The 25,271-nt window shown below is 73.6% G+C and carries 25 protein-coding genes; 11 read left to right on the top strand and 14 right to left on the bottom strand.

The features are described 5' to 3' along the window. Positions 1-39 precede the first annotated feature (39 nt). Both J2S63_RS21115 and J2S63_RS21110 read right to left on the bottom strand, forming a co-directional pair. On the bottom strand, positions 40-390 hold the full coding sequence (locus tag J2S63_RS21115) for an iron chaperone (RefSeq protein WP_310306488.1): 351 nt from the start codon (positions 388-390) through the stop codon (positions 40-42). 4 nt (positions 391-394) lie between these two features. Next, a complete protein-coding gene (locus J2S63_RS21110; protein WP_310306486.1) occupies positions 395-814 on the bottom strand; it encodes a type II toxin-antitoxin system PemK/MazF family toxin in 420 nt (139 codons plus the stop codon). Between the two features lie 33 nt (positions 815-847). Between J2S63_RS21110 and J2S63_RS21105 the strand changes: the two genes are divergently transcribed. Continuing rightward, positions 848-1,768, top strand: coding sequence for an endonuclease/exonuclease/phosphatase family protein (locus tag J2S63_RS21105; protein WP_310306484.1), 921 nt, complete (start codon positions 848-850; stop codon positions 1,766-1,768). 135 nt (positions 1,769-1,903) lie between these two features. Here J2S63_RS21105 and J2S63_RS21100 read toward each other — a convergent pair whose 3' ends face one another. Together J2S63_RS21100 and J2S63_RS21095 are read right to left on the bottom strand one after the other, a co-directional pair. Further along, positions 1,904-2,485, bottom strand: a complete 582-nt coding sequence (locus tag J2S63_RS21100; protein WP_310306482.1) for a hypothetical protein — start codon at positions 2,483-2,485, stop codon at positions 1,904-1,906. 42 nt (positions 2,486-2,527) lie between these two features. Then, positions 2,528-3,364: a hypothetical protein gene (locus tag J2S63_RS21095; RefSeq protein ID WP_310306480.1), complete on the bottom strand. Its 837-nt coding sequence runs from the start codon at positions 3,362-3,364 to the stop codon at positions 2,528-2,530. A 121-nt stretch (positions 3,365-3,485) separates the two neighbouring features. On the opposite strand from J2S63_RS21095, the gene J2S63_RS21090 reads away from it, so the two are divergent. After that, positions 3,486-5,003 (top strand): ABC transporter substrate-binding protein, encoded by a 1,518-nt coding sequence (locus J2S63_RS21090; protein ID WP_310306478.1) that lies wholly within the window; start codon positions 3,486-3,488, stop codon positions 5,001-5,003. 36 nt (positions 5,004-5,039) lie between these two features. Here J2S63_RS21090 and J2S63_RS21085 read toward each other — a convergent pair whose 3' ends face one another. Then, positions 5,040-6,284, bottom strand: coding sequence for a ribonuclease D (locus J2S63_RS21085; protein WP_310306476.1), 1,245 nt, complete (start codon positions 6,282-6,284; stop codon positions 5,040-5,042). Next, positions 6,281-6,880 carry a DUF3000 domain-containing protein gene (locus J2S63_RS21080; protein ID WP_310306474.1) on the bottom strand — a complete coding sequence of 200 codons (600 nt, stop codon included), beginning with the start codon at positions 6,878-6,880 and terminating at the stop codon, positions 6,281-6,283. Before J2S63_RS21080 ends, J2S63_RS21085 begins: the two co-directional genes overlap by 4 nt. An 83-nt stretch (positions 6,881-6,963) precedes the next feature. Here J2S63_RS21080 and hemE point away from each other — a divergent pair, with 83 nt between their 5' ends. Further along, entirely contained in the window at positions 6,964-8,025 is a 1,062-nt protein-coding gene (gene hemE, locus J2S63_RS21075; protein ID WP_310306473.1) for a uroporphyrinogen decarboxylase, read from the top strand. 31 nt (positions 8,026-8,056) lie between these two features. Here hemE and J2S63_RS21070 read toward each other — a convergent pair whose 3' ends face one another. Beyond that, positions 8,057-9,025, bottom strand: coding sequence for a DUF4349 domain-containing protein (locus tag J2S63_RS21070; RefSeq protein ID WP_310306471.1), 969 nt, complete (start codon positions 9,023-9,025; stop codon positions 8,057-8,059). A 79-nt stretch (positions 9,026-9,104) separates the two neighbouring features. On the opposite strand from J2S63_RS21070, the gene hemG reads away from it, so the two are divergent. Both hemG and hemQ read left to right on the top strand, forming a co-directional pair. Then, positions 9,105-10,523, top strand: coding sequence for a protoporphyrinogen oxidase (gene hemG / locus J2S63_RS21065; RefSeq protein WP_310306469.1), 1,419 nt, complete (start codon positions 9,105-9,107; stop codon positions 10,521-10,523). Next, positions 10,520-11,248 carry a hydrogen peroxide-dependent heme synthase gene (gene hemQ / locus J2S63_RS21060; RefSeq protein ID WP_310306466.1) on the top strand — a complete coding sequence of 243 codons (729 nt, stop codon included), beginning with the start codon at positions 10,520-10,522 and terminating at the stop codon, positions 11,246-11,248. The genes hemG and hemQ overlap by 4 nt, the downstream gene beginning before the upstream one ends. 40 nt (positions 11,249-11,288) lie before the next feature. Here the strand turns inward: hemQ and msrB are convergent, their stop codons facing one another. Continuing rightward, positions 11,289-11,693, bottom strand: coding sequence for a peptide-methionine (R)-S-oxide reductase MsrB (gene msrB, locus J2S63_RS21055; RefSeq protein ID WP_310306464.1), 405 nt, complete (start codon positions 11,691-11,693; stop codon positions 11,289-11,291). 59 nt (positions 11,694-11,752) lie between these two features. Between msrB and J2S63_RS21050 the strand changes: the two genes are divergently transcribed. Then, a complete protein-coding gene (locus J2S63_RS21050; RefSeq protein WP_310306462.1) occupies positions 11,753-12,844 on the top strand; it encodes a DNA polymerase domain-containing protein in 1,092 nt (363 codons plus the stop codon). 166 nt (positions 12,845-13,010) lie between these two features. On the opposite strand, the gene J2S63_RS21045 is transcribed toward J2S63_RS21050, so the two are convergent. The 4 genes from J2S63_RS21045 to kstR all read right to left on the bottom strand — a co-directional run bounded on the left by J2S63_RS21045 (position 13,011) and on the right by kstR (position 16,046). Continuing rightward, a complete protein-coding gene (locus J2S63_RS21045) occupies positions 13,011-13,634 on the bottom strand; it encodes a hypothetical protein (protein WP_310306460.1) in 624 nt (207 codons plus the stop codon). 109 nt (positions 13,635-13,743) lie between these two features. Next, on the bottom strand, positions 13,744-14,289 hold the full coding sequence (locus tag J2S63_RS21040) for a putative universal stress family protein (protein ID WP_310306458.1): 546 nt from the start codon (positions 14,287-14,289) through the stop codon (positions 13,744-13,746). 16 nt (positions 14,290-14,305) lie between these two features. Continuing rightward, a complete protein-coding gene (locus J2S63_RS21035) occupies positions 14,306-15,412 on the bottom strand; it encodes an ATP-dependent DNA ligase (protein WP_310306456.1) in 1,107 nt (368 codons plus the stop codon). 28 nt (positions 15,413-15,440) lie between these two features. Then, positions 15,441-16,046 carry a cholesterol catabolism transcriptional regulator KstR gene (gene kstR / locus J2S63_RS21030; RefSeq protein WP_310306454.1) on the bottom strand — a complete coding sequence of 202 codons (606 nt, stop codon included), beginning with the start codon at positions 16,044-16,046 and terminating at the stop codon, positions 15,441-15,443. Positions 16,047-16,197: 151 nt separating this feature from the next. Here kstR and J2S63_RS21025 point away from each other — a divergent pair, with 151 nt between their 5' ends. Genes J2S63_RS21025 through J2S63_RS21015 form a run of 3 tightly spaced genes read left to right on the top strand, consistent with a single transcriptional unit; the run spans position 16,198 to position 19,248 of the window. Beyond that, positions 16,198-17,436 (top strand): glycosyltransferase family 4 protein, encoded by a 1,239-nt coding sequence (locus tag J2S63_RS21025; protein ID WP_310306452.1) that lies wholly within the window; start codon positions 16,198-16,200, stop codon positions 17,434-17,436. Next, positions 17,429-18,157: a class I SAM-dependent methyltransferase gene (locus J2S63_RS21020; protein ID WP_310306450.1), complete on the top strand. Its 729-nt coding sequence runs from the start codon at positions 17,429-17,431 to the stop codon at positions 18,155-18,157. Before J2S63_RS21025 ends, J2S63_RS21020 begins: the two co-directional genes overlap by 8 nt. Before the next feature lie 2 nt (positions 18,158-18,159). After that, positions 18,160-19,248 carry a prenyltransferase gene (locus tag J2S63_RS21015; protein WP_310306448.1) on the top strand — a complete coding sequence of 363 codons (1,089 nt, stop codon included), beginning with the start codon at positions 18,160-18,162 and terminating at the stop codon, positions 19,246-19,248. Here the strand turns inward: J2S63_RS21015 and J2S63_RS21010 are convergent. After that, positions 19,235-19,882 (bottom strand): class I SAM-dependent methyltransferase, encoded by a 648-nt coding sequence (locus J2S63_RS21010; RefSeq protein ID WP_310306446.1) that lies wholly within the window; start codon positions 19,880-19,882, stop codon positions 19,235-19,237. The two genes, J2S63_RS21015 and J2S63_RS21010, sit on opposite strands and share 14 nt — an antisense overlap. 88 nt (positions 19,883-19,970) lie before the next feature. Between J2S63_RS21010 and J2S63_RS21005 the strand changes: the two genes are divergently transcribed. Beyond that, positions 19,971-22,043 (top strand): acyl-CoA dehydrogenase family protein, encoded by a 2,073-nt coding sequence (locus tag J2S63_RS21005; protein WP_310306444.1) that lies wholly within the window; start codon positions 19,971-19,973, stop codon positions 22,041-22,043. A 451-nt stretch (positions 22,044-22,494) separates the two neighbouring features. Here the strand turns inward: J2S63_RS21005 and J2S63_RS21000 are convergent, their stop codons facing one another. After that, positions 22,495-23,772 (bottom strand): alpha/beta hydrolase, encoded by a 1,278-nt coding sequence (locus J2S63_RS21000; protein ID WP_310306442.1) that lies wholly within the window; start codon positions 23,770-23,772, stop codon positions 22,495-22,497. Positions 23,773-23,841: 69 nt separating this feature from the next. On the opposite strand from J2S63_RS21000, the gene J2S63_RS20995 reads away from it, so the two are divergent. Beyond that, on the top strand, positions 23,842-25,221 hold the full coding sequence (locus J2S63_RS20995) for a WS/DGAT/MGAT family O-acyltransferase (protein WP_310306440.1): 1,380 nt from the start codon (positions 23,842-23,844) through the stop codon (positions 25,219-25,221). The last annotated feature ends 50 nt before the right edge of the window (positions 25,222-25,271 follow it).

Raw genomic sequence — 25,271 nt, 5'->3', positions numbered from 1 at the left:
GCAGCGCGGATCTCGTCGCAAGGTCGGACGGGGAGCCCGTCAGAGGCCGAGCAGCGCCAGCTTGGCCTCGACGAGGGCACGGACCAGGTCGTCGGGCAGGGGCTCGTCGGCGGGGAAGTGCAGCGACCCGCTGGTGCGGGTGTAGCCGTCGAGCCGGTCCTCCAGCGAGGCCAGGACCTCGCCGCTGTGGGGGAGGTAGGACAGGTGCCTGCTGAACGCCGCGAAGCCGGCCACGACCTTGCCGCCGACCCGGAAGGCCGGCATGCCGTAGGAGATGCCCTGCTCGGCGTCGGGTACGACGGCCAGGATCGACCGGCGCAGCGCCTCCAGCGTCCCGCGCCCCGGCTCGCCGACCTCGGCGAGGTAGGCGTCGACCTCCGCGGCGCTCATCGGCTCAGCCCGCCCGCAGCTCGGGGTGGAACTCCTGGGCCGCGGCGAGGACCTCGTCGAAGACCTCGCGTGCCAGTGCGGCGCCCTCACGGCGTACGTCGGCCTCGGGCAGCCGCAGCAGCCGGTCGAGCCGGACCTCGGAGGGACGGTGCTCGCGGTCCCAGTCGCCGGTGCCGACGTCCATCCAGTGCCGGCCCCAGGAGGCCTCCTGCTCCTCGTCGCGGTCGTGGTCCTTGCTGGTGAGCTGGAGGGCGAGGAGATCGGCACCGTCGCGGGCGAGCACCAGGACGGGCCGGTCCTTGCCCTGCTGCGGGTCGTCCTCGTAGGGCACCCAGGTCCACACCACCTCGCCGGGGTCGGGGAGGCCGTCGACCTCGGCGGCGTAGGTGACGACGACGGGCTCGGACGGGTCCTCGGCTGGCATCTGCCCACCTTAGGGTTTGGTAAAGTTGGTCAGGTGTCCAACTCCGTGGTCGTCGCCACGTACAACCTCTACCTCGGGGCCGACCTGAGCCTGGTCCTCGGCGACCGCCCTCCCGGCGAGATGGCGGCCAACCTCGAGGAGGTCGAGCGCCAGCTGCTGGCCACCGCGTTCGACCGCCGTGCCGAGCTCGTCGCCGACGCGCTCGCCCCGCACGCCCCCGACCTGGTCGGCCTGCAGGAGGTCTGCACCTGGACCCTGGAGGGGGAGACCCTCTGGGACTTCGGTGCCCTGGTCGGCGAGGCCCTCGCGGACCGTGGGGTGGCCTACGACGTGGTGTGCGAGGTGCCCACCTTCGGCGGCACCGCCCACCTCGGCGTGGAGGCCGGTCTGCCCGGCGCCATCACGCTCAGCGGCTCCAACGCCGTCCTGCGCCGCGCGGACTCGCCGGTCCAGGTCGGCGAGACCGGGCGCGGCGTGTTCGGCGAGGCGCTGGGCGTGACCTCGCTCAACACCGACGACCTGGCGATCACCCGCGGCTGGTGCGGCGCAGCCTGCGAGGTCGACGGCCGGCCGTTCGCGTTCGTCAACACCCACACCGAGGCCTACGCCGCCGACTCGCGCAACACCCAGCGCGACGAGCTGCTGGCCGCCGCGGCCGGATGGGCCGGCCCGCTCGTCGTGGTCGGCGACTTCAACGCCACCCCCGCCGACGTCGGGATGCCCGCGGAGTTCGTCGACGCCTGGGTCGCCCAGGGCTCCGGGCCGGGGCTGACCTGCTGCCAGGCGCCCGACCTGGGCAACCCCGAGTCGCTGCTGCACGAGCGCATCGACTACGTCTGGGCCCGCGGAGCCGAGGTCGAGGAGGTCGCGCTGCTGGGCGAGGTGCCCCTCGAGGGGCCCGACCTGCGCTGGCCCTCGGACCACGCGGGCGTCGTGGCGCGGCTGGCGTTCTGAGCCGGCCCGTGACCGGGGCCCAGGCCGAGGAGTAGGCGCGCCGGACCGGGAGCGCCTCACGGCGCGTGGCCGCTCGTAGCGGCTTGTTGTGGGACCCGGGGCTGCCGCGGTCCGACGCGTTGCCCAGTGTACGGGTCAGGCCAGGCCGCCGCTGAGCTCCTGGCGACCCGCCGCCTCGAGCTGGTCGGCCAGCGTCATCAGGCGCGCCGCGGACAGGTCGCCCGCGACGGGTGAGCCCTCGTCGGCCAGGTGGGCCCGACCGGTGGCCGCGAGGTGGGCGAAGGCCGCCGCCCGGAAGAGCGTGTCGGCGTAGTCGCCGACCCGGATCCCGCGCAGCACCTGGTCGGCCAGCGCCCGGACCTCCTCCGGCCCGGGCGGCGAGGTCACCCCGGCCACCACCTCCAGCACCGGGGAGTGCCGCCGGCCCGCGTCGAACTGTCGCGCCGCGCCGGTCGGGTCGGCGTACACCCAGGAGCGCAGCAGGAAGAGCCGCCACAGGCTCCCGGCCAGGGACTCCGGCGCCGAGCCCGCCCAGACCTCGGCGATCTCCTCGAGCCCCTCGGTCTCGGCCAGCCGCACGATGCGCTCGACCACCTCCGCCTCCTCCGGCGAGCGGGGCCCGCGGACCAGCAGCGCCGCGGACCGGTCGGCGGCCTCGCTGCGGGCGGCCGGGTCGACGTCGCCGACGATCGCGTCGAAGTGGCCCGCGCCGGGCATGGCCGGGCGGCGGTGGCGCGGGGTCTCGGGCTCGCTCGTGGGTCAGCCCAGCCTCGCGGCCGCGGGGGCCAGTGAGCGTGCCGCCGGCGAGCGCTTGGCGGGGTAGTTGTAGTCCTGCTCGTCCAGGCGTACGACGACCAGCGCGACGAGCGCCCCGCGGCGCACCTGGGCGACGTCCTCGAACTGGGTGGTGTCCTTGGTCGAGCCCGGCGTGCTGTGGAGGTAGGCGAAGGCGTCGTCGCCGGCGGTGATCGTCTCGGCCTCGCTGACCCGGTGGGGCTTGTCGGAGACGTTGTCGAGGCGTCGCTGGCAGCTCGAGCGCCACGACCGGAGCACGTCCATCACCCGCATGGCGGTCTGCTCGTCGGGGAAGCGGGCCACGATCTCGAACGCCGAGGCCGGGGCGTCGGCCGCGCTCGCCGGGGGCGCGTAGGAGCGCGAGACGGCCTCGCGGGCTCCGATCGCGGCGAGGGAGAAGCGGACGCAGTCGGCGATGCCGCCGGTGGTCGGCTCGGCGGTCAGGGTCTCGCCGTCACGCCAGCGCCACTGGGCGTTGAGACCGGCCATCGAGCCGGCCGGCAGCAGGCGCGTGGTCAGCGCCGGGGACGGGGTCACCGTGCGCGTGGGGGAGGGCGTGGGGGTGGGGGAGGCCGAGGTCGGCGTCACGGTGGGCGTCGGGGTCGGCGTGGCCGAGGAGGGCGTCGGGGTGGCCTCCGTGGACTCGGGCGCGGAGGACTCGACGGTCGGGTCGCCACTGGTCGCCCGCGTGTCGTCCTGGCCCAGGCACGCGCTCAGGGACCCGCCCAGGACCAGTGCGGCGAGGCCGACCCTGGCGGCGCGCGACCGCGCTCGTCGTCGTACCTGCGTGCGCCTGGTCAATGGTCCCTCCCGGGGGTCTGGGTGCGTTCCCTCGCTGACGCCCTCACTGTAGGTCGGGCCGCCCGTCCGCCCGGGGCATGGGCCGGGCGTGGCGTGTGGGGCGAGCCGATACGGTGCCCCAGTGACGACAGGTGGGCGGATGCGCCGGGCGGCGACGGTGGGCACGGCGACCCTGGTGGCCCTCACGACGCTGCTCGCGGGCTGCATCGACGGGTCCGCGAGCACGAAGCCCCCGTCCACCCCGACGCCGACGGCGCCGTCCTCCAGCCCCACGCCCGAGCCGCAGACGCTCCGCTTCTCGGTGTACGGCGGCCGCCAGGCCGTGCGCGCCTACCGCGACATCGCCGACTCCTACGAGGCCGACCACCCGGGTGTGCGCATCGTGCTCCAGCCGCACTCCGACGCCGCCGCGGCCGCGGAGGACGCGCTCGCCGACCTCTCCACCCCCGACCCCGACGCGGCGAGCCCCTCGGGGAGCAGCCCGGCGGCCTCGGCCGGCACCACACCCACCCCGTCGAGCCCGACCAAGGCGCTCACCCCGTCGAGCCCGACCAAGGCGCTCACCCCGCCCGACGTGTTCCTGCTCGACCAGCACTACCTGCCCGACCTGGTCTCCACGGGCCGCCTCCACCCGCTCGACGACGAGCTGGAGGACAAGGGCGTGGAGTTCGGCGACGACTACCAGCGCGTCGCGCTCACCGCGTTCAGCGCCGAGTCCGCGCTGCAGTGCATGCCGTTCGAGATGTCGCCGACGGTGCTGTTCGTCAACACGCGCCTGGTCCGGTTCTTCCGGCTGCTCGACGAGGGGATCGAGCCCCCTGACGAGAACGGCGCCTGGCGCTTCGAGGACTTCGCGGCCACGGCCCGGCTGGTCGCCCAGGAGTCCACGCGCCCGGGGTTCCGGGCGGTCTACCTGCCCCGGGACGCCGACCTGCTGCAGGCCCTGATGCGCACCGCCGGCGGCGACATCGTCGACCAGGGCGAGGACCCCAGCCAGCTGTCGCTGGACAGCGACGCCGGTCGCGAGGCCCTCACCGCCTACCTCGAGCTGGCCCGTGACCGCTCGACCTCCCTCTCGGACCGCCAGGCGCTCCGGGTCGCGCCGGCCAAGCGGTTCGCCCAGGGCCGGCTGGCCTTCCTCTTCGGCACGCGCGCCGACGTCCCGGCGCTTCGGGCCTCGGGCGTGCCCTTCGACGTGGTGTCCGTGCCTCGGGTCGGCAAGTCCAAGGCGACGGCGGCGGCGATCTCCGGGCTGTGCGTCGACGCGGACAGCCCGGTGCGCGACGCCGCCGTCGACTTCGTCGCCCACGCGGTCAGCGAGACCTCGCTCACCCGCGCGGCCCGCTCCGGTGCGCTGGTCCCGGCCAGCCTCGACGTGGTCAACTCCGCGGCGTTCGCCCAGCGGGCCAGGCGCCCGCACACGGTCGCGCCGTTCATCGAGGGGCAGAAGCGGGCGGTGCTGCTGCCGTACTCGTTGGCCTGGCGGCAGGCGGAGACCCGCATCGAGGAGCTCATGGGCAGGCTCGCCGCGGGCACCCAACGCGACCTCGAGCCCGAGCTGGATCGCCTGCTCCCCGCGATCGACGAGGAGTCCAAGGCCTGGTTCGACCAGGCCGACACGAAGACCGGCGACGGCTGAGCGGTCCTGCTCAGGCCGGCGGGTGACCGACCCGGCTCAGGCCGGCGGGTGGGCCGCGATCGCCTCGTCGAGCAGGGGCGCGGCGAGCTCGACCTGCCAGGCCCGGGCCCCGAGGCGGGCGAGCTCGGCGGCCGCACCGTCGGCGGGTGGCTGCCACAGCACCCGGCGCAGGTAGTCGGGGGTCAGCAGGTTCTCCACGGGCAGGTCGAGCGAGGCGGCCAGCTCCTGCACGGCGGCGCGCGCCTGGGCCAGCCGTGCCGCGGCGACCGGGTCGCGGTCGGCCCACGCCCGCGGGGGCGGCGGCCCGTCGTACCTCGCGGTGGCCAGGGGCAGCTCGTCCTCGGGCAGCTCGCGGGCCTCCTTGAGCGCCTCGACCCAGGTGGCGGCGTACCTCGCGGCGCCGCGCCCCTTGAAGCCGGGCAGCGCGAGCAGCGCGTTGCGTTCGCGGGGCAGCGCCGAGGCGGCCTCGACCAGCGCGCTGTCGGGCAGGATGCGGCCCGGGGTGACGTCGCGCTCGGCGGCGATGTCGTCGCGGGCGTGCCACAGCGCGCGGACCGCAGCCAGCGAGCGGCGACCGCGGACACGGTGGAGGCCGGAGGTGCGACGCCACGGCTCGGCCTTGGGTCCGGGGGCCTCGAAGGAGCAGAGGTGCTCGAACTCCTGACGTGCCCACCCGGACTTGCCGGCCGCCTCGAGCTGGTCGTCGAGGGCGTCGCGCAGCTCGACGAGCACCTCGACGTCGAGGGCGGCGTACTCCAGCCACGGCGTCGGCAGCGGGCGGGTCGACCAGTCGACCGCCGAGTGTTCCTTGCGCAGCCGGAAGCCGGTGATCTCCTCGACCAGCGTCGCGAGCCCGACCCGGGGATAGCCGAGCAGGCGCCCGGCCAGCTCGGTGTCGAACAGCGACGTGGGCGCGAGCCCGAGCTCGCGCAGGCAGGGGAGGTCCTGGGTGGCGGCGTGCAGGATCCACTCGGGCCCGCTGAGCGCCTCGGCGAGCGGGCGCACGTCGCTCAGGTCGATCGGGTCGACCAGGGAGGTGCCCGAGCCCTCGCGACGCAGTTGGACGAGGTAGGCGCGGGCGGAGTAGCGGTAGCCCGACGCGCGCTCGGCGTCGATCGCGATCGGGCCGGTGCCGGCGCCGAGCCGGGCGGCGACCCCGGCCAGGCCGGCGTCGTCGGCGGTGACCGGCGGCAGCCCGTCGCGCAGTTCGAGCAGGGGAGCCGGGGCAGGAGGCGGCGCCTCGTCACCCTCGACGGTCGGCTGGTCCTCGGACGAGGTCATCCCTCGCCACGCTGGCCGCGCCGGCTGGGCAACGCGGTCACGCCCTCGGGGACCGGCTCGAGGCCGGAGGCCGTGCAGAGCAGCTCGCCCCAGGCCTCGACGTGGGGACCGAGCGGACCCTGGGGGGTCCAGGACGCCCGGATCTCGAGCTGGGCGCTGCCGGGGTCCTCGGCCATCGCCCCGAAGCTCTCGGAGGTGACCTTGGTGACGGTGCCGGACGCGGCGGCGTAGGTCGCACCGTGCTGCTCGAGCGCCTCCACCAGCCAGGTCCAGGCGACGTCGGCCAGCAGGGGGTCGGCGGTGAAGTCGGGGGTGAGCTCGGCGCGGACGTAGGCCACGCAGCGGAAGGTGCCGCCCCAGGTGTCGTTGCCGGCGGGGTCGTGCAGCAGCACCAGCCGGCCGGTGCCGATGTCGTCCCCGGCCACGGTGACGTCGGCCGACAGCGCGGAGGAGAACGGTGCGATGCGCTGCGGGGCAGGCATCTCCTCGCACGTCACCTCGGGGCGGAGCCGCGCGTCGCGCAGCTGCGCGACGGCGTCCCGGAAGGTCTGCGGCAGGGCAGCGGACGCCACACGGGAGGGTGAGCGCGTGGCCATGGCCTCAGGGTACGGGCGATCGTGCGATCGTGAAGCACAGACACGCGACGGCGACGCGCCGGTCCTCTGGAAGACTGGAGGACATGTCGACCCCTTCCCCCGAGACCGATCAGCGCAGGTCACCCCGCGAGTCGGCCTTCGTCCGCGCCGCCCGGGGGGAGCCGGTGCCCCACACCCCGGTCTGGTTCATGCGCCAGGCCGGCCGCTCGCTGCCGGAGTACCGCAAGGTCCGTGAGGGCGTGGGCATGCTCGAGTCCTGCATGCGCGCCGACCTCATCACCGAGATCACCCTGCAGCCGGTGCGCCGCTACGGCGTGGACGCGGCGATCTTCTTCTCCGACATCGTCCTGCCCCTCAAGGCGGTCGGCGTCGACCTCGACATCAAGCCCGGGGTCGGTCCGGTCGTCGCCTCTCCCGTCGAGACCCTCGCGGACGTCGCCGCCATACCCGACCTCACGCCCGAGCACGTGCCCTACGTGACCGAGGCCGTCCAGCAGCTCGTGGCCGAGCTCGGTCCGACGCCACTGATCGGCTTCGCCGGCGCGCCGTTCACCGTCGCGTCCTACCTCGTCGAGGGCGGACCGTCCAAGGACCACGCCCGCACCAAGGCGATGATGTACGGCGCCCCCGACGTCTGGGACGCCCTGATGCGCAAGATCGCCGGCATCGCCGCGGCCTACCTCCGTGTCCAGGTCTCCGCGGGTGCCTCCGCGGTCCAGCTCTTCGACTCGTGGGCCGGCGCGCTCGCGCCACAGGACTACCGTGCGCTGGTGATGCCGCACTCGACGGCGGTGCTCTCCGCGGTCGCGGACCTCGACGTGCCGCGCATCCACTTCGGGGTCGGCACCGGCGAGCTGCTCTGGCTGATGGGCCAGGCGGGTGCCGACGTCGTCGGGGTCGACTGGCGCGTCCCCCTCGCCGAGGGCGTACGCCGGGCGGGCGGCCGCGCGGTCCAGGGCAACCTCGACCCCACGCTGGTGTTCGCCCCGACCGAGGTGATGCTCGCCCGGGCCTCCGAGGTGCTCGAGGCCGGTGCCGCCGCCCCGGGACACATCTTCAACCTCGGCCACGGCGTCCTCCCGGCCACCGACCCCGACCAGCTCGCCCGGCTGACCGACCACGTGCACGAGGTCTCCGCGCGCTGACGCAGGTCGGACCCCGAGGTCGGACCCCGGGTCAGGCGGCGGGCTCGGGCAGCGGGGCCGGGCGGGTCCGGCGACGCCGGTGCACCCACCGCAGCAGCGGAAGCCCGAGCAGCGCCAGGACGACCGCGAAGGGGAGCACGACCCCGACGCCCTGGCTCAGCCCGACCACGGCGGTGGTGAAGGCGCCCCAGCCGGTCGAGAGGCCGGCCACGAAGCCGGTCGCGGCCTTCTCGGGCCCGGTGTGGGCCTTCGGCTTCGCGACGTGCTCGAGGTGCACGGTGATGGTCGACTCGGCGGTGAGGTCGGCGAGCTGGCGCTGCTGGGCCCGCAGCGACCCGAGGTCGCCCTCGCGCCGCGCGATCTCGGACTCCAGCCGCACGATCCCGTCGACGGTCCGGGCCTTGTCGAGGAACCCCCGCAGGCGGCCCAGGCTGATCTCCTGGGTCCGGATCCGTGAGGCGACGTCGATCACCTTCTGCGTGACGTCCTCGGTGCTGCGGTCGACGTCGACCTGGGGGGCGAGCTGCTCGAGGTCGTCGAGCGCCTGGTCGAACCTCTCGGTCGGCACCCGCAGCTGCAGCACCGATCGGACGGTCTCGCCCTTGCGGTTGCGCTCGGTTCGCTCCTGGGCGACGTAGCCGACGTACCTCCGCAGCAGGTCGCCCACCTGCTCCCGCGCCCGGGTGACGTCGGTGGTCCGCACGGTGACCTGGGCGGTGGCGATCACGTCACGGCCGAGGAACGTGGTGTCGGGCAGCCTGGTCGAGACCTTGCCGGTCTGCCTGGCGGAGGTCCTGAGCGAGGTGTCGGCGAGCCGGCCGACGTCCTGGGGGCGGTCGGCGACGGCGGCCTCGGGGAGGGCGCCCGTTGCGACGGGTCCGGCCGCGGAGCCGCCGGAGCTCCCTGAGCCGCCGGAGTCGTTGCTGCCCCCGCTGGAGCAGCCGGCGAGGACGGCGGTGACGGCGACGGCGGCGAGCAGGGAGGTGGGCAGGGACGGCATGACGGGCTCCGATCGTCGGTGTCCCGGTGTGACGCAGGGCAGCAGCGTCGGGTTCCCCCGGTGATGGTGAGATGGGGGGATGGAGGTCACGCCCGAGCTGCCCGTCGTCGTGATCGGCGGCGGGATCGCCGGTCTGACGGCCGCCCGCGAGGTCCGTCGGCGCCACCCCGGGCGCCAGGTCCTGGTGCTCGAGGGCAGCGACCGCGTCGGCGGCAAGCTGCGCCTGGAGGAGGTCGGGGGCGTCACGCTCGACGTCGGCGCGGAGTCCCTGCTGGCCAGGCGCCCCGAGGCGGTCGACCTGGTCCGCGACGTCGGTCTCGGCGACGACCTGGTCCACCCGGCGACCACCAAGGCGCGGATCTGGTCGCGGGGCCGGCTGTGCCCGCTGCCCCGCTCGGTGATGGGCATCCCCGGCGACCTCGACGACCTGCGCGCCAGCGGCATCCTGTCCGCGGCGGGCATGGCGCGGGTCGAGGGCGAGCCCGGGCTGCCGCGCAAGATCCTCGACGGTGACCTCAGCGTCGGTGACCTGGTCGTCGACCGCTTCGGCACCGAGCTGCTCGACCGGGTCGTCGAGCCGCTGCTCGGCGGGGTGTACGCCGGCCACGCGCGCGAGATCTCCGCCCGGGCCGCGATCCCGCAGGTGGTCGCCCTGCTCGCCGGCAACCCGTCGCTGCTGCACGCGGCCGAGGACTCCTTGGCCGCGGCCTCCGACGACCCGGTCTTCGCCGGGATCGTCGGCGGCGTCGGGCGGCTGCCCCAGGAGCTGGCGCGGGGGCTCGACGTGCGGCTCGGGGAGCCCGCGATCGAGCTGCGCCGGACCCCGGAGGGGTTCCGGGTCCTCCACGGGTCGGCCTACCGGCCCTCGTCGGTCGACGCCGCGGCCGTGGTGGTCGCCCTGCCCCCGCCCAACGCCTCGCGCCTGCTCGGCCCGCTCGCGCCCGCCGCCGCGACCGTCCTCGCGGAGGTCGAGGTCGCCTCGATGGCGGTGGTGACGATGGCCTTCGCCGCCGAGCAGTTCCCCCGCGTGGAGGGGTCGGGCTTCCTGGTGCCGCCGGTCGACGGGCGCTCGATCAAGGCCGCGACGTACTCCTTCCGCAAGTGGGACTGGGTCTGCCGGGCCGGCGCCGACAAGGGCCTGGTGCACCTGCGGGCCTCCCTCGGGCGTCACCGTGAGGAGCGCGAGCTCCAGCGCGACGACTTCGAGCTGGTCGACACCGTCGTGGTCGACCTCGCCGCGGCCATCGGCCTGCAGTCCGGGCCCGTCGACTGGCACGTGCAGCGCTGGGGCGGGGGTCTGCCGCAGTACGCCGTCGGCCACCTCGACCGGGTCGCCCGGATCCGCTCGGCGGTCGCGGCCGTGCCGGGCCTGGCGGTCTGCGGGGCGACGTACGACGGGGTGGGCGTGCCCGCGTGCATCGCCTCCGCCGTCGCCGCCGCCGACCAGGTGGACCGGCATCTCGGGGTCTCAGGGCCGCAGGGGACAATGGGGCCATGACCGCTCCGACCAACCCCGTCCCCAACCGGGGCAAGCGCGCGAAGGACCTCAACGACTCGATCCGCTACACGATGTGGTCGGTCTTCCACCTGCGGGACCGCCTCGACGGCCCCGAGCGCGAGGCCGACCGTGAGGCCGAGGCCCGTGAGGTCGAGAAGCTCTTCGAGGAGATGGGTGACGAGGTCACCGTCCGCGGCGTCTACGACGTCTCCGGGCTGCGCGCCGACGCCGAGGTCCTGGTGTGGACCCACGCGGAGTCCTCCGACCAGCTGCAGCAGCACTACCACCGCTTCCGTCGCACCGCGTTCGGTCGCCGCCTCGAGCCCGTGTGGTCCCAGATGGCGCTGCACCGGCCGGCGGAGTTCAACCGCAGCCACATCCCGGCGTTCCTCGCCGACGAGGAGGCCCGCGACTACGTCTGCGTCTACCCGTTCGTGCGCTCCTACGAGTGGTACCTCCTGCCCGACGACGAGCGCCGCGCCCTGCTCGCCGAGCACGGCAAGATGGCGCGCGACTACAGGGACGTCCGCGCCAACACCGTCGCCTCGTTCGCGCTGGGCGACTACGAGTGGATCCTGGCCTTCGAGGGCGACGAGCTGTTCCGCATCGTCGACCTGATGCGCCACCTCCGAGGCTCCGAGGCCCGGCGCCACGTGCGCGAGGAGATCCCGTTCTACACCGGCCGCCGCCGCGAGGTCGCCGAGCTGCTCGCCGACCTCCCCTGAGGCGCCCGGCCTCCGATGGGCAGCTGGGGGGCGGGCGCGGTCAGGCCTTGGGCTCGAGGGTCAGCGAGATCGAGTTGATGCAGTAGCGCTGGTCGGTCGGGGTGTCGTAGCCCTCGCCCTCGAAGACGTGGCCCAGGTGGGACCCGCAGGAGGCGCAGCGGACCTCGACGCGCTTCATGCCGTGGCTGGTGTCCTCGATGTACTCCACCGAGTCGCCGGCCAGCGGCGCGTAGAACGACGGCCACCCGCAGTGCGAGTGGAACTTGCTGTCCGAGCGGAACAGCTCGGCCCCACAGGCCCGGCACGAGTAGACGCCCTCGGTCTCGGTGTCGGTGTACTTGCCCACGAAGGCCCGCTCGGTGCCGCCCTTGCGGAGCACGGCGTACTCGTCGGGGGACAGCTCCTCACGCCACTCGGCGTCGCTCTTCTCCACCTGGTAACCCATGAGGTGAACGTACCCACTCGGTGGTCGAGCTTGTCGAGACCTCGTGCCACGATGCCCGCATGGCCACTCCCGCCGCCCACGTGACCGCAGGGGACCGTCAGGTCCGCGTGACCAGCCCCGACCGGGTCATCTACGAGGCGACCGACTCCACGCCCGAGGTCACCAAGCTCCAGGTCGTGGAGTACGTCGTCTCGGTCGAGGACGGCCTGATGCGCGCGCTGCGCGAGCGGCCGACGGCGCTGGAGCGCTGGCCCTCCGGCGTACGCCCCGAGATCACGCTGGCGACGGGACGGCCGGGGGAGAAGGCCGACGCGTTCTACCAGAAGCGCGTGCCCAAGGGTGCGCCCGACTACCTCGAGACCGCGGAGGTCACCTTCCCCTCCGGACGTACGGCGGACGAGGTGTGCCCGACCGAGGTCGCGGTCGCCGCGTGGTGCGCCCAGATGGGGACCCTGACCTTCCATCCGTGGCCAGTACGCCGGGCCGACGTCGACCATCCCGACGAGCTGCGGCTCGACCTCGACCCGCAGCCGGGCACCGACTTCTCCGACGCGGCCCGCGTGGCGCTGTTGCTGCGCGACCTGCTCGCCGAGCACGGGCTGACCGGGTTCGCCAAGACCAGTGGCAACCGGGGCGTGCACGTCTACGTCCGGATCGAGCCGCGGTGGGACTTCGTCGACCTCCGGCACGCCGCGATCGCGCTGGGCCGTGAGCTCGAGCGGCGCGACGACGGCGTGACCACCGCGTGGTGGAAGGAGGAGCGCGGCGAGCGCATCTTCCTGGACTACAACCAGAACAACCGCGACCGCACGATCGCCTCGGCCTACTCCCTGCGCCCGATCCCCGGAGCCCCGGTCTCCACCCCGGTCGAGTGGGACGAACTCGACGGGCTGGACCCCAGGTCGCTCAACCTCTGGACGGTCCCGGACCGCCTGCGCGAGCAGGGCGACGCGATGGCGACGATCGACGACCACGCCGGCGACCTGACGCCGCTGCTCGCGATGTGGGAGGCCGACGTCGAGGCCGGCCTGGGCGAGCTCAACTACCCGCCGGACTACCCCAAGATGCCCGGCGAGCCGCCGCGCGTGCAGCCGAGCAAGAAGGTCGCCGCCCACTGGGACGAGGACGGCAACCGGGTCCCCGACGCATGACCGTCCTCGCGCTCGTGCTCGCGGTGCTGTGCGTGCCGACGGTCGCGGGCCTCGCGCCGTGGCGCTGGTGGCTGATGTGGGCCGCGCCGGTCGGGGGAGTCGCCGGTGCTGCTCGGGTTGTCGGACGCGGTCTCCGTCTCGCCCCGCGTCCGCAACCGGACGAGCGTCAGTTGATCGAGCCGCAGGCGACGGGGAGCGTGGCCTCGAAGAGGCTGCTCAGCGAGCTGCTGTCGGCGTCCCACGGCAGGTCGGTGCCGTGGATGACGATGTGCAGGTCCGAGAGGTTCTTCGCCACCTGCTTGGAGACGGTGATCGTGCGCTGGTAGCTCAGGTCGCCGTTGGCGTCGGCGGAGACGAAGCGCTCCAGGGCCAGGCCGCTGCCGGGGTCGGTCGCGCCGGTCCGGGTGAGCGAGACGTCGATCGGGCCGTAGGACGGGGCGCCCTCGTTGAGCGAGATCAGGCCGTCCGGGGTGCCCTCCTGCTGCGGGGTCGAGTCGTCGATCGGGTCACCGGTGTTGACGTCGGCGTCGGCGGTCGGGCACTCGTTCACGTGGTCGAAGACGCCGTGGATGTGCATGGCGTGCGGCTCGCCCGGGGTCAGGCCGGAGGCGGTGAGGTGGACCGAGATCGTGCGGCCCGTGAGCTTGATGTCGGCGTGCCCGGTGACGTCGGAGCCACCGTCGGCGGCTGCGCTGTGGGGGACGGGAGCCAGCTCGGCGGTGAGCTTGCCGCCGCTGGCGGCCATGGCGCTGAACGGGATCGCGACGATCGTCGCGGTGAGCGCTCCCATGAGGAGCTTCTGACGGGATGAGCGCATTGGTGCCTCCGATGAACGGTGGCGTCCTCCTTGGGTGGCGAACGTCTGGGTGCGGTTCGCGCCACAGCGCTGGGCGGACGGGTCAGAAGCCGCTGACGCCCTCGCCGCCGCCGGCCTGCTCGTCGAAGCTCTCGTGCTCGAGCAGGTGGAGGACCGGCACGCCGAGCTTGCGGCGGGCGCGGGAGGTCCAGTCGACGTGGAAGAACTCGGCGACCACGTGGGGGCGGGTCAGCACGATCACCTCGGCCGCGGCCAGCTCCTTGGACTTGTCGACCAGCGCGTGGACCGGCTCGTCGGTGACGAGGACCCCCGTCGCCCTGCCGCCCGCGGCGGTGAGCGCCTCGACCGAGGTGGCCAGGTCGCGGCGCGCGGTCTCGAGCAGCTCGTGCTGGAGGTCCTCGACGCCCTCGGGGTCCATCGCCATCGGCGGCCCGACCAGCGCGTCACCGGCCGACAGGGCGCCCATCGCCGACTCGATGCGGCCTGCGGCGTCCTCGACCGGCAGGAGCACGTGGTAGCGCACGTCCTCCTCGAGCTCGGTGTGCAGGCCGCGCACCTGCTGCGCGTCCTGGGCGCTCAGGGGCTGCTCGACCAGCAGGACCACGTCGTACGTCGTCGACTCGCTCATGCGGCCAGCCTATTGCTCAGCCGTCGGCGCGCAGCGGCTCCCCACCGAGGATGTCGGCCAGGTCGTAGGCGACGACCTCCTCGAGCTGGTCGTAGCCGCAGGTCTCCGGGTCGCGGTCGGTGCGCCACCGCTTGAACTGTCCGGTGTGGCGGAACCGCTCGCCCTCCATGTGGTCGTAGCCGACCTCGCACACCAGGTCGGGGGTCACCGGCACGAACGAGAGGTCCTTGCCGGCGTTCCACCGGCTGCCGGCCTGCTGCGTGCGACCGCCGCTGGCGGTGATCTCCGACCAGCCTGCCCACGGGTGCGTCTCGTCGCCGATCGCCACGCGCTCCTGCATGAGCTCGAACAGCTCGGCGCGCTTCTTCTGGGTGAACGACGCGGCGACGCCGATGTGGCGCAGACGTCCCTCGGCGTCGTACAGCCCGAGGAGGAGCGAGCCGAGCAGCGGGCGCTCGGGGGTGGAGCCCTTGTGCTCGCGATAGCCGGCGACGACGACGTCGGCGGTGCGGGCGTGCTTGACCTTGAACATCGAGCGGGCGTTGGGCTGGTAGGTCCCGGACAGCGGCTTGGCCATCACGCCGTCGAGCCCCGCGCCCTCGAACTGCTCGAACCACCGCAGGGCGACCGCCGCGTCCGTCGTCGTCGGCGTCACGTGCAGGGGAGCGGTCGCGTGCTCCAGGGCGGCCTCGAGCTGCGCGCGGCGCAGGGCCAGGGGAGTGCGGGTCAGGTCCTCGCCGGCGAGGCTCGTCAGGTCGAAGGCGACGTAGGAGGCGGGCGTCTCCCGCGCGAGCAGGTCGACCCGCGACCTGGCCGGGTGGATGCGCTCCTGGAGGGCCTCGAAGTCGAGCCGGTCCCCGCGGACCACGATGACCTCGCCGTCGAGGACGCACCGCTCGGGCAGCTGGGCCAGGAAGGCCTCGACCAGCTCGGGGAAGTAGCGGTTGAGCGGCTTGCCGTTGCGGCTGGCCAGCACCAGGTCGTCACCGTCGCGCCCGACGACGCAGCGGAAGCCGTCCCACTTGGGCTCGAAGAGCAGGCCCGGGTGCTCGGCGTCGTCGAAGTCCGACGGGTCGGGGATGTCCTTGACGGACTTGGCGAGCATGGGTGCCGGGGTGTCCACGAGGGGAGCGTACGACGCCCCGCGAGCCTCAGCGGAGGAGGAGCTTGACCGCCATGTCGATCGACTTGTTGACGTCCGCGGCGTCGGCGCGGCCGGTGACCCACTGGACCAGGGAGGCCAGCCACACGTCGCCGATCACCTTGGCGATGGCCAGCTCGTCCTCGGTGGGCTCGTGGTCGGAGTAGGGCGTGTCGGGGTCGGCCATCGCCCGGGTCAGGGCGCGGGTCATCTGGAGCCCGACCACGTGGATCTCCTGGGCGACGGAGCCGTCGGCGAACATGAACGCGCGCGTGAGGGCCTCGGTCAGCTTGGGGTTGCGCTGCATGCCCTGGCTGGACTGGTCGAGGACCCACATCACGCGCTCGTGCGGGGTGTCGCCGGGGATCGCGCGGCCCTCGATGCCGGCGTTGGCGCGCTCGAACTCGCGGCCGAGCGCGGAGACGAGCAGGTGGATCTTGGAGGGGAAGTAGCGGTAGAGCGTGCCCAGCGCGACGTCGGCGCGCTCGGCGACGGCGCGCATCTGGACGGCGTCGAAGCCGCCCTTGGAGGCCAGGGCGATGGTGGCGTCGAGGATGCGCTTGCGGCGCTCCCGCTGCGCGGTCGAGCCGACCTCCTCGTTGGTCACGGAGCTCACGCCGGACACGGTGCCCTCCTCGTGTGGGTCTCATCCCCACGAGGCACACCCGCAGGTGTCTCGTAGGCTAGCAGCGGACGCGTCTAGAATCAGAACACGTTCCACTTTTCGCTCGGGCCCGTCGGCCCCGCTCGACCCGGAGGCCACCCCCTTGCGCATCGCGATGCTGTCCTACCGCTCCAAGCCACACTGCGGAGGACAGGGCGTCTACCTCCGCCACCTCAGCCGGGAGCTCGTCGCCCTGGGCCACGAGGTCGAGGTGTTCTCCGGCCAGCCCTACCCCGAGCTCGACGAGGGCGTGCGGCTGACCGAGGTGCCGAGCCTGGACCTCTACCGCGAGCCCGACCCCTTCCGGGTGCCGCGGCTGCGCGAGTTCCGCGACCTCACCGACGTCTACGAGTTCCTCTCGATGCTCACCGCGGCCTTCCCCGAGCCGCGCACCTTCAGCACGCGCGTGGCCAAGCTGCTGGCCCGTCGTACGGCGGACTTCGACGTCGTGCACGACAACCAGACCGTCGGCTACGGCATGCTCGACGTCGCGAAGCGGCTGCCCTTCGTGGAGACGATCCACCACCCGATCACCTTCGACCGCAAGGTCGACCTCGCCCACGCGCCGCTGAAGAAGCAGCTCCCGCTGCGCCGGTGGTACTCCTTCCTGCGCATGCAGGGCAAGGTCGCCCGGCAGCTGCCGGTGATCCTCACGGTCTCCGAGAGCTCCAAGCGCGACATCGCCCGCGACTTCGGCGTCGACCCGTCGGTCCTCGAGGTGATCACGCTGGGCGTCGACGAGGTCTTCGTGCCGCCGACCCAGCCCCGCGTGCCCGGCCGGCTGGTCGCCATGGCCAGCGCCGACACCCCGATGAAGGGCGTCGGCACGCTGCTCGAGGCGGTGGCCAAGCTGCGCACCGAGCGCGACGTCACGCTGGTGCTCGTCACCAGGCCGGTCAAGGGCGGGCGCACCGAGAAGCTGATCGAGAAGCTCGGGCTGGAGGACGCCGTCGAGTTCGTCTCCGGCATCTCCGACGCCGAGCTCGTCGCGCTGATGGGCTCGGCCGAGGTCGCCTGCGTGCCCTCGCTCTACGAGGGCTTCAGCCTCCCGACCGCCGAGCTCATGGCCTGCGAGACCCCGCTGGTGGTCAGCCGCGCCGGCGCGATCCCCGAGGTGGTCGGCGACGACGGCGAGTGCGCGCTGCTGGTCGAGCCGGGTGACGTCGAGGAGCTGACCTCCGCCATCCGGACGCTGCTCGACGACCCCGACCGGCGGGCGAGGATGGGCGCCGCCGGCCGCCGGCGCGTGCTGGAGCGCTTCAGCTGGCGAGCGGTCGCCGAGGCGACGGCCGCGGCGTACGAGCGGGCGATCGAGGACTTCAACCAGAAGAAGGGTGCGTGACCACGTGCTGACCGTCGACTTCGACCGGCTGGGACTCCAGGCCGGCGAGCGGGTGCTCGACATGGGCTGCGGCGCGGGGCGCCACGCCTTCGAGATGTACAAGCGCGGGGCCGACGTGATCGCGCTCGACCAGGACGCCGACGAGCTGTCGACGGTCTCGGAGTGGTTCGCCGCGATGCGCGAGGAGGGCGGCCTGCCCGAGGGCGCCGAGGCCGACGTCAAGCAGGGCGACGCGCTCGACCTGCCCTTCGCCGACGGCGAGTTCGACCGGGTCGTGGCCTCCGAGGTGCTCGAGCACATCCCCGACGACGAGCGGGCGATCAGCGAGCTCGTCCGCGTCCTGCGTCCTGGCGGCACCATCGCGGTCACCGTCCCGCGCTGGCTGCCCGAGAAGGTCTGCTGGGCGCTGTCCGACGACTACCACGAGGTCGAGGGCGGCCACGTCCGCATCTACCGCGGCGACGAGCTGGTCGCCAAGCTCGAGGACGCCGGCCTGCGCTTCCTCGGTCGCGACCACGTGCACGGCCTGCACTCGCCCTACTGGTGGCTCAAGTGCGCGGTCGGCGTGACCAACGACAAGAACCCGCTGGTGCGCGCGTTCCACCAGGTGCTGGTGTGGGAGATCGTCAAGCAGCCGCTGGCGACCCGCGTGGCCGGCGCCGTGCTCGACCCGCTGGTGGGCAAGAGCATGGTGCTCTACCTGGTCAAGCCCGAGCTCTGACCGTGTCCCGCGCTCCGCACGCCACCCCCGAGGTGCCGGGGCTGCTGCGTGCTGCCCAGGTGCGCGAGACGGCCGCGGCGATCGTCGAGGTGCAGCAGGACGACGGCGGCATCCCGTGGGCGGTCGGCGAGCACATCGACGTCTGGAACCACGTCGAGGCCGCGATGGCGCTGCTCGTCGGCGGCGAGACCGGGGCCGCGGAGGCGGCGTACGACTGGTGCCTGACCACCCAGCGCGCCGACGGCTCCTGGCCGATGAAGATCATCGGCGACCGGGTCGAGGACGCCAGCGGCGACACCAACATGAGCGCCTACCTCGCGGTCGGCATGTGGCACCACTGGCTGCTGCGGCGCGACTACGACGTCGTCTCGCGGTTCTGGCCGGCGGTGCGCGGCGGCCTCGACTTCGTGGTCGGCATGCAGCTGCCGTACGGCGGCATCGCCTGGTCCCAGCAGGCCGACGGCCTGGTCAACGCCGACGCGCTGCTGGCGGGCAGCTCGAGCATCTACCACTCGCTGCGCGCGGGCCTCGCGCTCGCCGCGCTCGTGGGTGACGAGCAGCCGCTGTGGGAGCTCGCGGCCGGGCGCCTGCGCCACGCGCTGGAGGAGCACCGCGACCTGTTCCTGGACAAGTCCGAGTTCTCGATGGACTGGTACTACCCGATCCTGACCGGGCCCGTGCGCGGTCCTGCGGCTGCTGACCTGCTGGCCTCGCGGTGGGACTCCTTCGTGGTCGACGGGCTCGGGTGCCGATGCGTGTCGACCAACCCGTGGGTGACCGGCGCGGAGACCTGCGAGCTGGTGATGGCGCTGGACAACCTCGGCGACGAGCGGGCGCTCGGGGTCTTCGGCGACATGCTGCACACGCGTCACCTGAGCGGGCTCTACTGGACCGGCTACGTCTTCACCGACGACGTGTTCTGGCCGCACGAGCAGACCACCTACACCTCGGCCGCGGTGATCCTCGCCGCCGACGCGCTCTCGCGCACCACCCCCGGGTCCGGCATCTTCCGGGGCGACACCCTGGGCGCCGAGCCCGCGCCGATCGCGATGGACTGCGGCTGCGCCCGCTCCTCGGTCAGCGCGAGCTGACCGGGTCGCCGGCGTCGCCGCTCGTGCGGCGCAGCGCGCGCATCGAGCCCTGGGCCCCGACCTCGGTGAAGCCGTCCTCGAGCGCGCGCAGGTAGATCTCGTACGGCGGCCGCCCGCCGTCGGCGGGGTCGGGGAAGACGTCGTGGATGAGCAGCAGCCCGTCGTGCTGCACCCAGCCCGCCCAGGTCTCGTAGTCGGTGTGGGCCGGGTCCTCGCCGTGGCCGCCGTCGATGAACAGCAGCGCGAGGGGGGTGCGCCAGTGGCGGCCGACCGTGGGGGAGTCGCCGACCAGGGCGACGACGACCGGCTCGAGCCCGGCGTCCTCGACCGTGCGACGGAAGACCGGGAGCGTGTCCATCCGGCCGGTGCGCGGGTCGACCAGGCTGGTGTCGTGGTGCTCCCAGCCGGCCTGGTTCTCCTCCGAGCCGCGGTGGTGGTCGAGGGCGAAGACGGTGGAGCCGTGCTCCTGGGCGGCGGCGCCGAGGTAGATCGCGGACTTGCCGCAGTAGGACCCGACCTCGAGCAGCGGGCCGTGCGGGGCTGCCTCCCGCGCGCGCTCGTGGAGGAACAGCCCCTCGTCGTCGGGCATGAAACCGGTCGCGGCGCGGGCGGCGTCGAGGAGGTGCGCGTCCATGCCGCGATCCTCCCAGCCGGGTCTGGGTCGGCGGACCCCGGGTGTGCGAGAATCTGGAACACGTTCTAGTTCCTGACGTGGAGGTCGCATGGGCATCGGGCTGGGTGACGAACACGCGGCGTTGGCGGCCGCGGTGGCCGAGCTCGCCCGGGACCTCGGGGCCGCGGCCCTGGTCAAGGCCTCCGAGACCGACGGGCCCGCCGTGTTCGCCCCAGTGGCCTCGGGGCTGACGTCCCTGGGGCTGGCCGGCATCGCGCTGCCCGAGTCCGTCGGGGGAGGCGGCGGCACCCTGCTCGACGCCGCCGTCGCGGTCGAGGCCGCCGCCGCCGCGATCGTGCCCGGCGTGCTGCTGCCGACCGTCGTGGCCGGGCTCGTGCTGCCCTCGCCGTTCGTCGACGGCATCGCCGACGGGTCGGTCACGATCGGCCTCGGCCTGCGCCCCGGTGGCCCGGTGCTGGGCGCCGGGATCGCCACCCACCTGCTGCTCCCCGACTCCTCCGGCGGCCTCGGGCTGCACGAGTCGACCGGGGTCGAGGTCACGGCCGGCCCGCTGCACGACCTGTCGACCCGGGTGGGGTCGTGCGCGGCACCGTCGTCACCGCTGGCCGTCGTACCCGGGAAGGGGGTGGGGGCGGTCGCGCTCACCCTTGCCGCCGCGGAGGCCTCGGGCATCGCGCGCTGGTGCCTCGACACCGCCGTGGCCTACGCGCAGGTGCGCGAGCAGTTCGGACGGCCGATCGGGTCGTTCCAGGCGCTCAAGCACCTCTGCGCCTCGATGCTCGAGCGGGCCGAGGCGGCGACCGCGCTCGCGTGGGACGCCGCGCGCGCCTTCGAGGACGGGCCCGAGCAGCACGAGATCGCCGCGGCCGCCGCCGGGGCCGCGGCGCTCGACCACGCGGTCACCGTGGCGCAGGACTGCATCCAGGTGCTCGGGGGGATCGGGTTCACCTGGGAGCACGACGCCCACCTCTACCTGCGGCGGGCGATCGCCAACCGGCTCTGGCTCGGTGGCTCGGACCGCTGGCGCCTGCGGCTGGCCGAGCTCGCCGCTGCCGGCGTACGACGGGCGGCGCACGTCGACCTCGGGGACGAGGCCGAGGCGGTGCGAGCCTCGGTCCGCGGGGCGGTGGCGGAGGTCGCGGCCGCACCGGGGGAGCGGAGGCGCGAGGTGCTGGCCGACACCGGCCTGCTGATGCCGCACTGGCCCGCGCCCTACGGCCGTGACGCCGGCCCGGTCGAGCAGCTGGTCATCGACGAGGAGCTGGACGCCGCGGGGATCGCCAAGCCCTCGTTGGCGATCGGGGCGTGGGCCGCGCCGACGATCGTCCAGGCGGGCAGCGACGAGCAGCGCAAGCGCTTCCTGCGCCCGACGCTGACCGGCGAGATCACCTGGTGCCAGCTCTTCAGCGAGCCGGGCGCGGGCAGCGACCTCGCGTCGCTGCGCACGCGGGCGGAGCGCACCGAGGGCGGCTGGCTCCTCTCCGGGCAGAAGGTCTGGACGTCGGTGGCCAAGGAGTCCGACTGGGCGATCTGCCTGGCGCGGACCAATCCGGACGCCCCGCAGCACAAGGGGATCACCTACTTTCTTGTCGACATGACAAGCGACGGCATCGACATCCGTCCGTTGCGGGAGCTCACCGGCGAGGCGCTGTTCAACGAGGTCTTCCTCGACGGCGTCTTCGTGCCCGACGACTGCGTGGTCGGCGAGGTCGACGGCGGCTGGCCGCTGGCCCGCACGACCCTGGCCAACGAGCGGGTCGCGATCGGCGGGCGCAGCTTCGGGGTCAGCGTCGAGCGGGCTCTGGCCCTGCTCTCACCGGACACCGGACCGGTCGAGCAGCTGCGGGTCGGGGCGGCGGTGGCGGCCTCCTCCACCGTCAAGGCGCTGTCCCTGCGAGGCGCGCTCCGCTCGCTCGCCGGCCACGGACCGGGTCCCGAGTCGAGCGTGGTCAAGCTGCTCGGCGTGCAGGAGCGGCAGGACTCCTCCGAGCTGGTCCTCGACCTGCTCGGCGACCGGGCCCTGCTGGCCGACGAGACCGGCGAGGGCGACGCGGCGATGCACGAGGCGCTGCTCACCCGCTGCCTCTCGATCGCCGGGGGCACCACACAGGTGCTCCGCAACCTCACCGCCGAGCGGATCCTCCGCCTCCCGCGGGGCTGACGGCCCGGGTCTCCTCGAGGCCGAGCGCCCGGGCCTGCTCGCCGACGCGTTGCCGCCACGTCCCGACGGGACCGGTCCTGGAACTCCCTGCGCCGCCGTCCCCGCAGGTCCGCCCAGCCGAACCGCGTGACGCCGTACTCCCGGCCGCGCACGAAGTCCTCGCGCTGCTTCTCGTCCCACAGGATCTGCTGAGCGGTGCGACCACGTGCACAGGGGGCGTCGACGTCGTCCTTGGCCTTGCCGTCGAGCTCGAAGGTGTGCCAGCTGATCCGGAAGTCGGCGTACGCCGTGCGCGGGCTCGCGTGACGTGGGGCCAGTGCTCCATGCCGTCCAGCACGCGGCGCACCACGTGCCACTCGCCGCCGGGTCTGGTCAGTGTGCGCAGCTCGTGTGCGGGGCTGTGATCGCATGGCACGTGTCACAGCACCGGATGAGTGACGGTAACCCCGATCTACAGCGGGGAGTCGGCGTCGACCGTGGGGGTGGGAGTGCGGCGGGCGGGGGCAGTGGCGTCCCGGTGGCGGGCGTGGGCGGCGCGGAGGAAGCGGTCGACGCCCCGGACCGAGTGCTGGCTGCGCAGGGACGGGAAGACGTCGAACGCGTGCTGGGTGAGGCTCAGCTCGGTGTAGGCCACCGGCTGCTTGGACACCTCGCGCAGCCGCTCGACGAACTCGCGGGTGACGCGCACGTCGGCGAGGACGTCGTTGGTGCCGTGGATGACGTAGAACGGCGGGGCGTCCTCGTTGACCCGGGTGATGGGGGAGGCGCGGCGCAGGGCGTCGTCGTCGGGGGAGGTGCGGAAGACCCATGGCGCGAGGAACCGGTCGCGCATCACCTCGACGCTCCGGAGGCCGGTCTCGCCGGCCATGTCGTAGACGCCGTAGAACGGCACCGCCGCCTGGAGCGTGGTGTCGGCGTCCTCGAAGCCGGGCTGGTACTCCGGGTCGTTGGGCGTGAGGGCGGCCAGCGCCGTGAGGTGCCCGCCCGCCGAGCCGCCGGTGATCGCGACGAAGCCGGGGTCGCCGCCGTACTCTTCGACGTGCTGGCGGATCCAGGCGATGGCCCGCTTCACGTCGACGAGGTGGGCGGGGAAGCGGTCGCGGGGCGAGAGGCGGTAGTTGATCGCCACGCACACCCACCCGTGAGCGGCCAGGTGACGCATCAGCGGGAGCCCCTGCTGGTCCTTGTTGCCGATCGTCCAGCCGCCGCCGTGGACCTGCAGCAGCACGGGGGCGCCGGACACGTCGCCCTTGGGCTTGTAGACGTCGAGCAGCCCGCGGCGACCGTGCTCGGCGGCGTAGGGGACGTTCTTGTGGACCTCGATCGCGGCGAGGCTCTGCTTGGCCGGCCGGAACGGCCACACCAGCTGGGTGAGCGGGGTCTTCCAGTCCAGGTCGTCGACGTCGGCCAGCAGGTCGGCGCGGTAGCCCTCGCCCAGCGCGTCCCGGAGCGTCGAGTTGAACTGCTGCCCGGAGAGGCCGCCCTGGCGCATCAGGTAGCCGAGCACCGCCATGTTGGCCAGGCCGAGCACGGCGTGGCGCGGGTCCTTGCCGCGGCGGGTCACCTCGAGCGCGGTGTCGACCGCGGTGCCGGCGATGAAGTGCGGCGCGAGCTCGCTGACCAGCCACCCGCCGAACATCGCGGGCACGCTGAAGGCCGTCCCGGGGACCGGGCGGATCGCGTTGGCGACGAGGGCGGAGGTGACCAGCTGGCGGCGCAGGTAGGACATGGCCGCCAGGGTAGTGCGACCTGTCACAGAAACGAGAACGTGTTCTCGTCCGCGGGTAGGGTCCGGACCATGAAGCGGCTCAGCGGGCTCGACGCCTCGTTCCTCTACTTCGAGACGCCCGAACAGCTGCTCCACGTCTGCGGCCTGGTGCTGATCGACCCGGAGACGATGCCCGGCGGCTACTCCTTCCCGACGATGAAGGCCGCGATGGAGGCGCGGGTCAGGGTCGTCCCGGAGTTCCGTCAGAAGCTGCGGCACGTCCTGCTCGACCTCGACCACCCGGTGTGGGTCGACGACGACCACTTCGACATCGAGCGTCACGTCCACCGCGCCGCGCTGCCCGCTCCCGGTGACGAGCGCGAGCTCGCCGACCTGTGCGGGCACCTCGCCGGCATCCCGCTCGACCGCTCCCGCCCCCTGTGGGAGATGTGGATCATCGAGGGCCTGACCGGCGGCCGGATCGCGGTCTTCGCCAAGCTGCACCACGCCACCGTCGACGGGCTGTCGGGGATGAGCATGCTGGCGCACCTGACCAGCCTGGAGCCGGAGGCGCCGGCCCCGAAGGACGAGTCGGAGCCGCTGACCGCGCCCGGGCAGGTCGGCCTGCTGGCCCGCGCCGCCCTGCGTACGGCGTCGCGGCCGATGCGGGTGGGACGCCTGCTCGCGCCGTCGGTCGGCGCCCTGGCCGGCACCGCCAACCGCGCCGCGCGGGGCACGGCGATGGCGGCTCCCTTCACGGCTCCGCGCACCTCGTTCAACGGCACGATCAGCGGTCGCCGCTCGGTCGCCTTCGCCGACCTCTCGCTCGACGAGGTCAAGGCGGTCAAGCGCGCCACCGGCAGCACGGTCAACGACGTCGTGATCACCCTGTGTGGCGGAGCGCTGCGCCGCTACCTCGAGTCCCGCGGCGAGCTGCCGAGCACCTCGCTCATCGCGACCGTGCCGGTCTCGGTGCGCGGGGAGTCCGACGCCCCGGGCGCCAACCAGGTCAGCGCCATGTTCACCAAGCTGGGCACCGACGTCCCCGACGCGCTCGAGCGGCTGGCGCTGGTCTCGCAGGGCAACCGCACGGCCAAGGAGCACCAGAAGGCGATCCCCGCCTCGGCGCTGCAGGAGTGGGCGGAGATGGCCGCGCCCCGGACGTTCGGCATGGCCGTGCGGGTCTACTCCAGCCTCCGGCTCGCCGAGCGCCACCCGGTGGTGCACAACCTCGTGGTCTCCAACGTGCCCGGCCCGCCGGTGCCGATCTACTTCATGGGCGGCGAGGTCCTCGGGCTCTACCCCCTCGGCCCGGTCTTCCACGGTGCCGGGCTCAACATCACGGTCATCTCGAGCAACGGCCGCCTGCACGTCGGGATCATGGCCTGCGCCGACCAGGTCCCGGAGCCGTGGGACCTCGCCGGCTTCTTCAGGCAGGAGATGCTCGCCCTCACCAACGCCGTGGGCTGACCCGCGTCGCGCAGCGGGTTGCCAGGGGGCGCGACGCGGCTAGACTAGAA

Source organism: Nocardioides marmoribigeumensis (genome assembly GCF_031458325.1).
Classification (GTDB): domain Bacteria; phylum Actinomycetota; class Actinomycetes; order Propionibacteriales; family Nocardioidaceae; genus Marmoricola_A; species Marmoricola_A marmoribigeumensis.
This window is presented reverse-complemented; position numbering and strand designations above follow the sequence as displayed.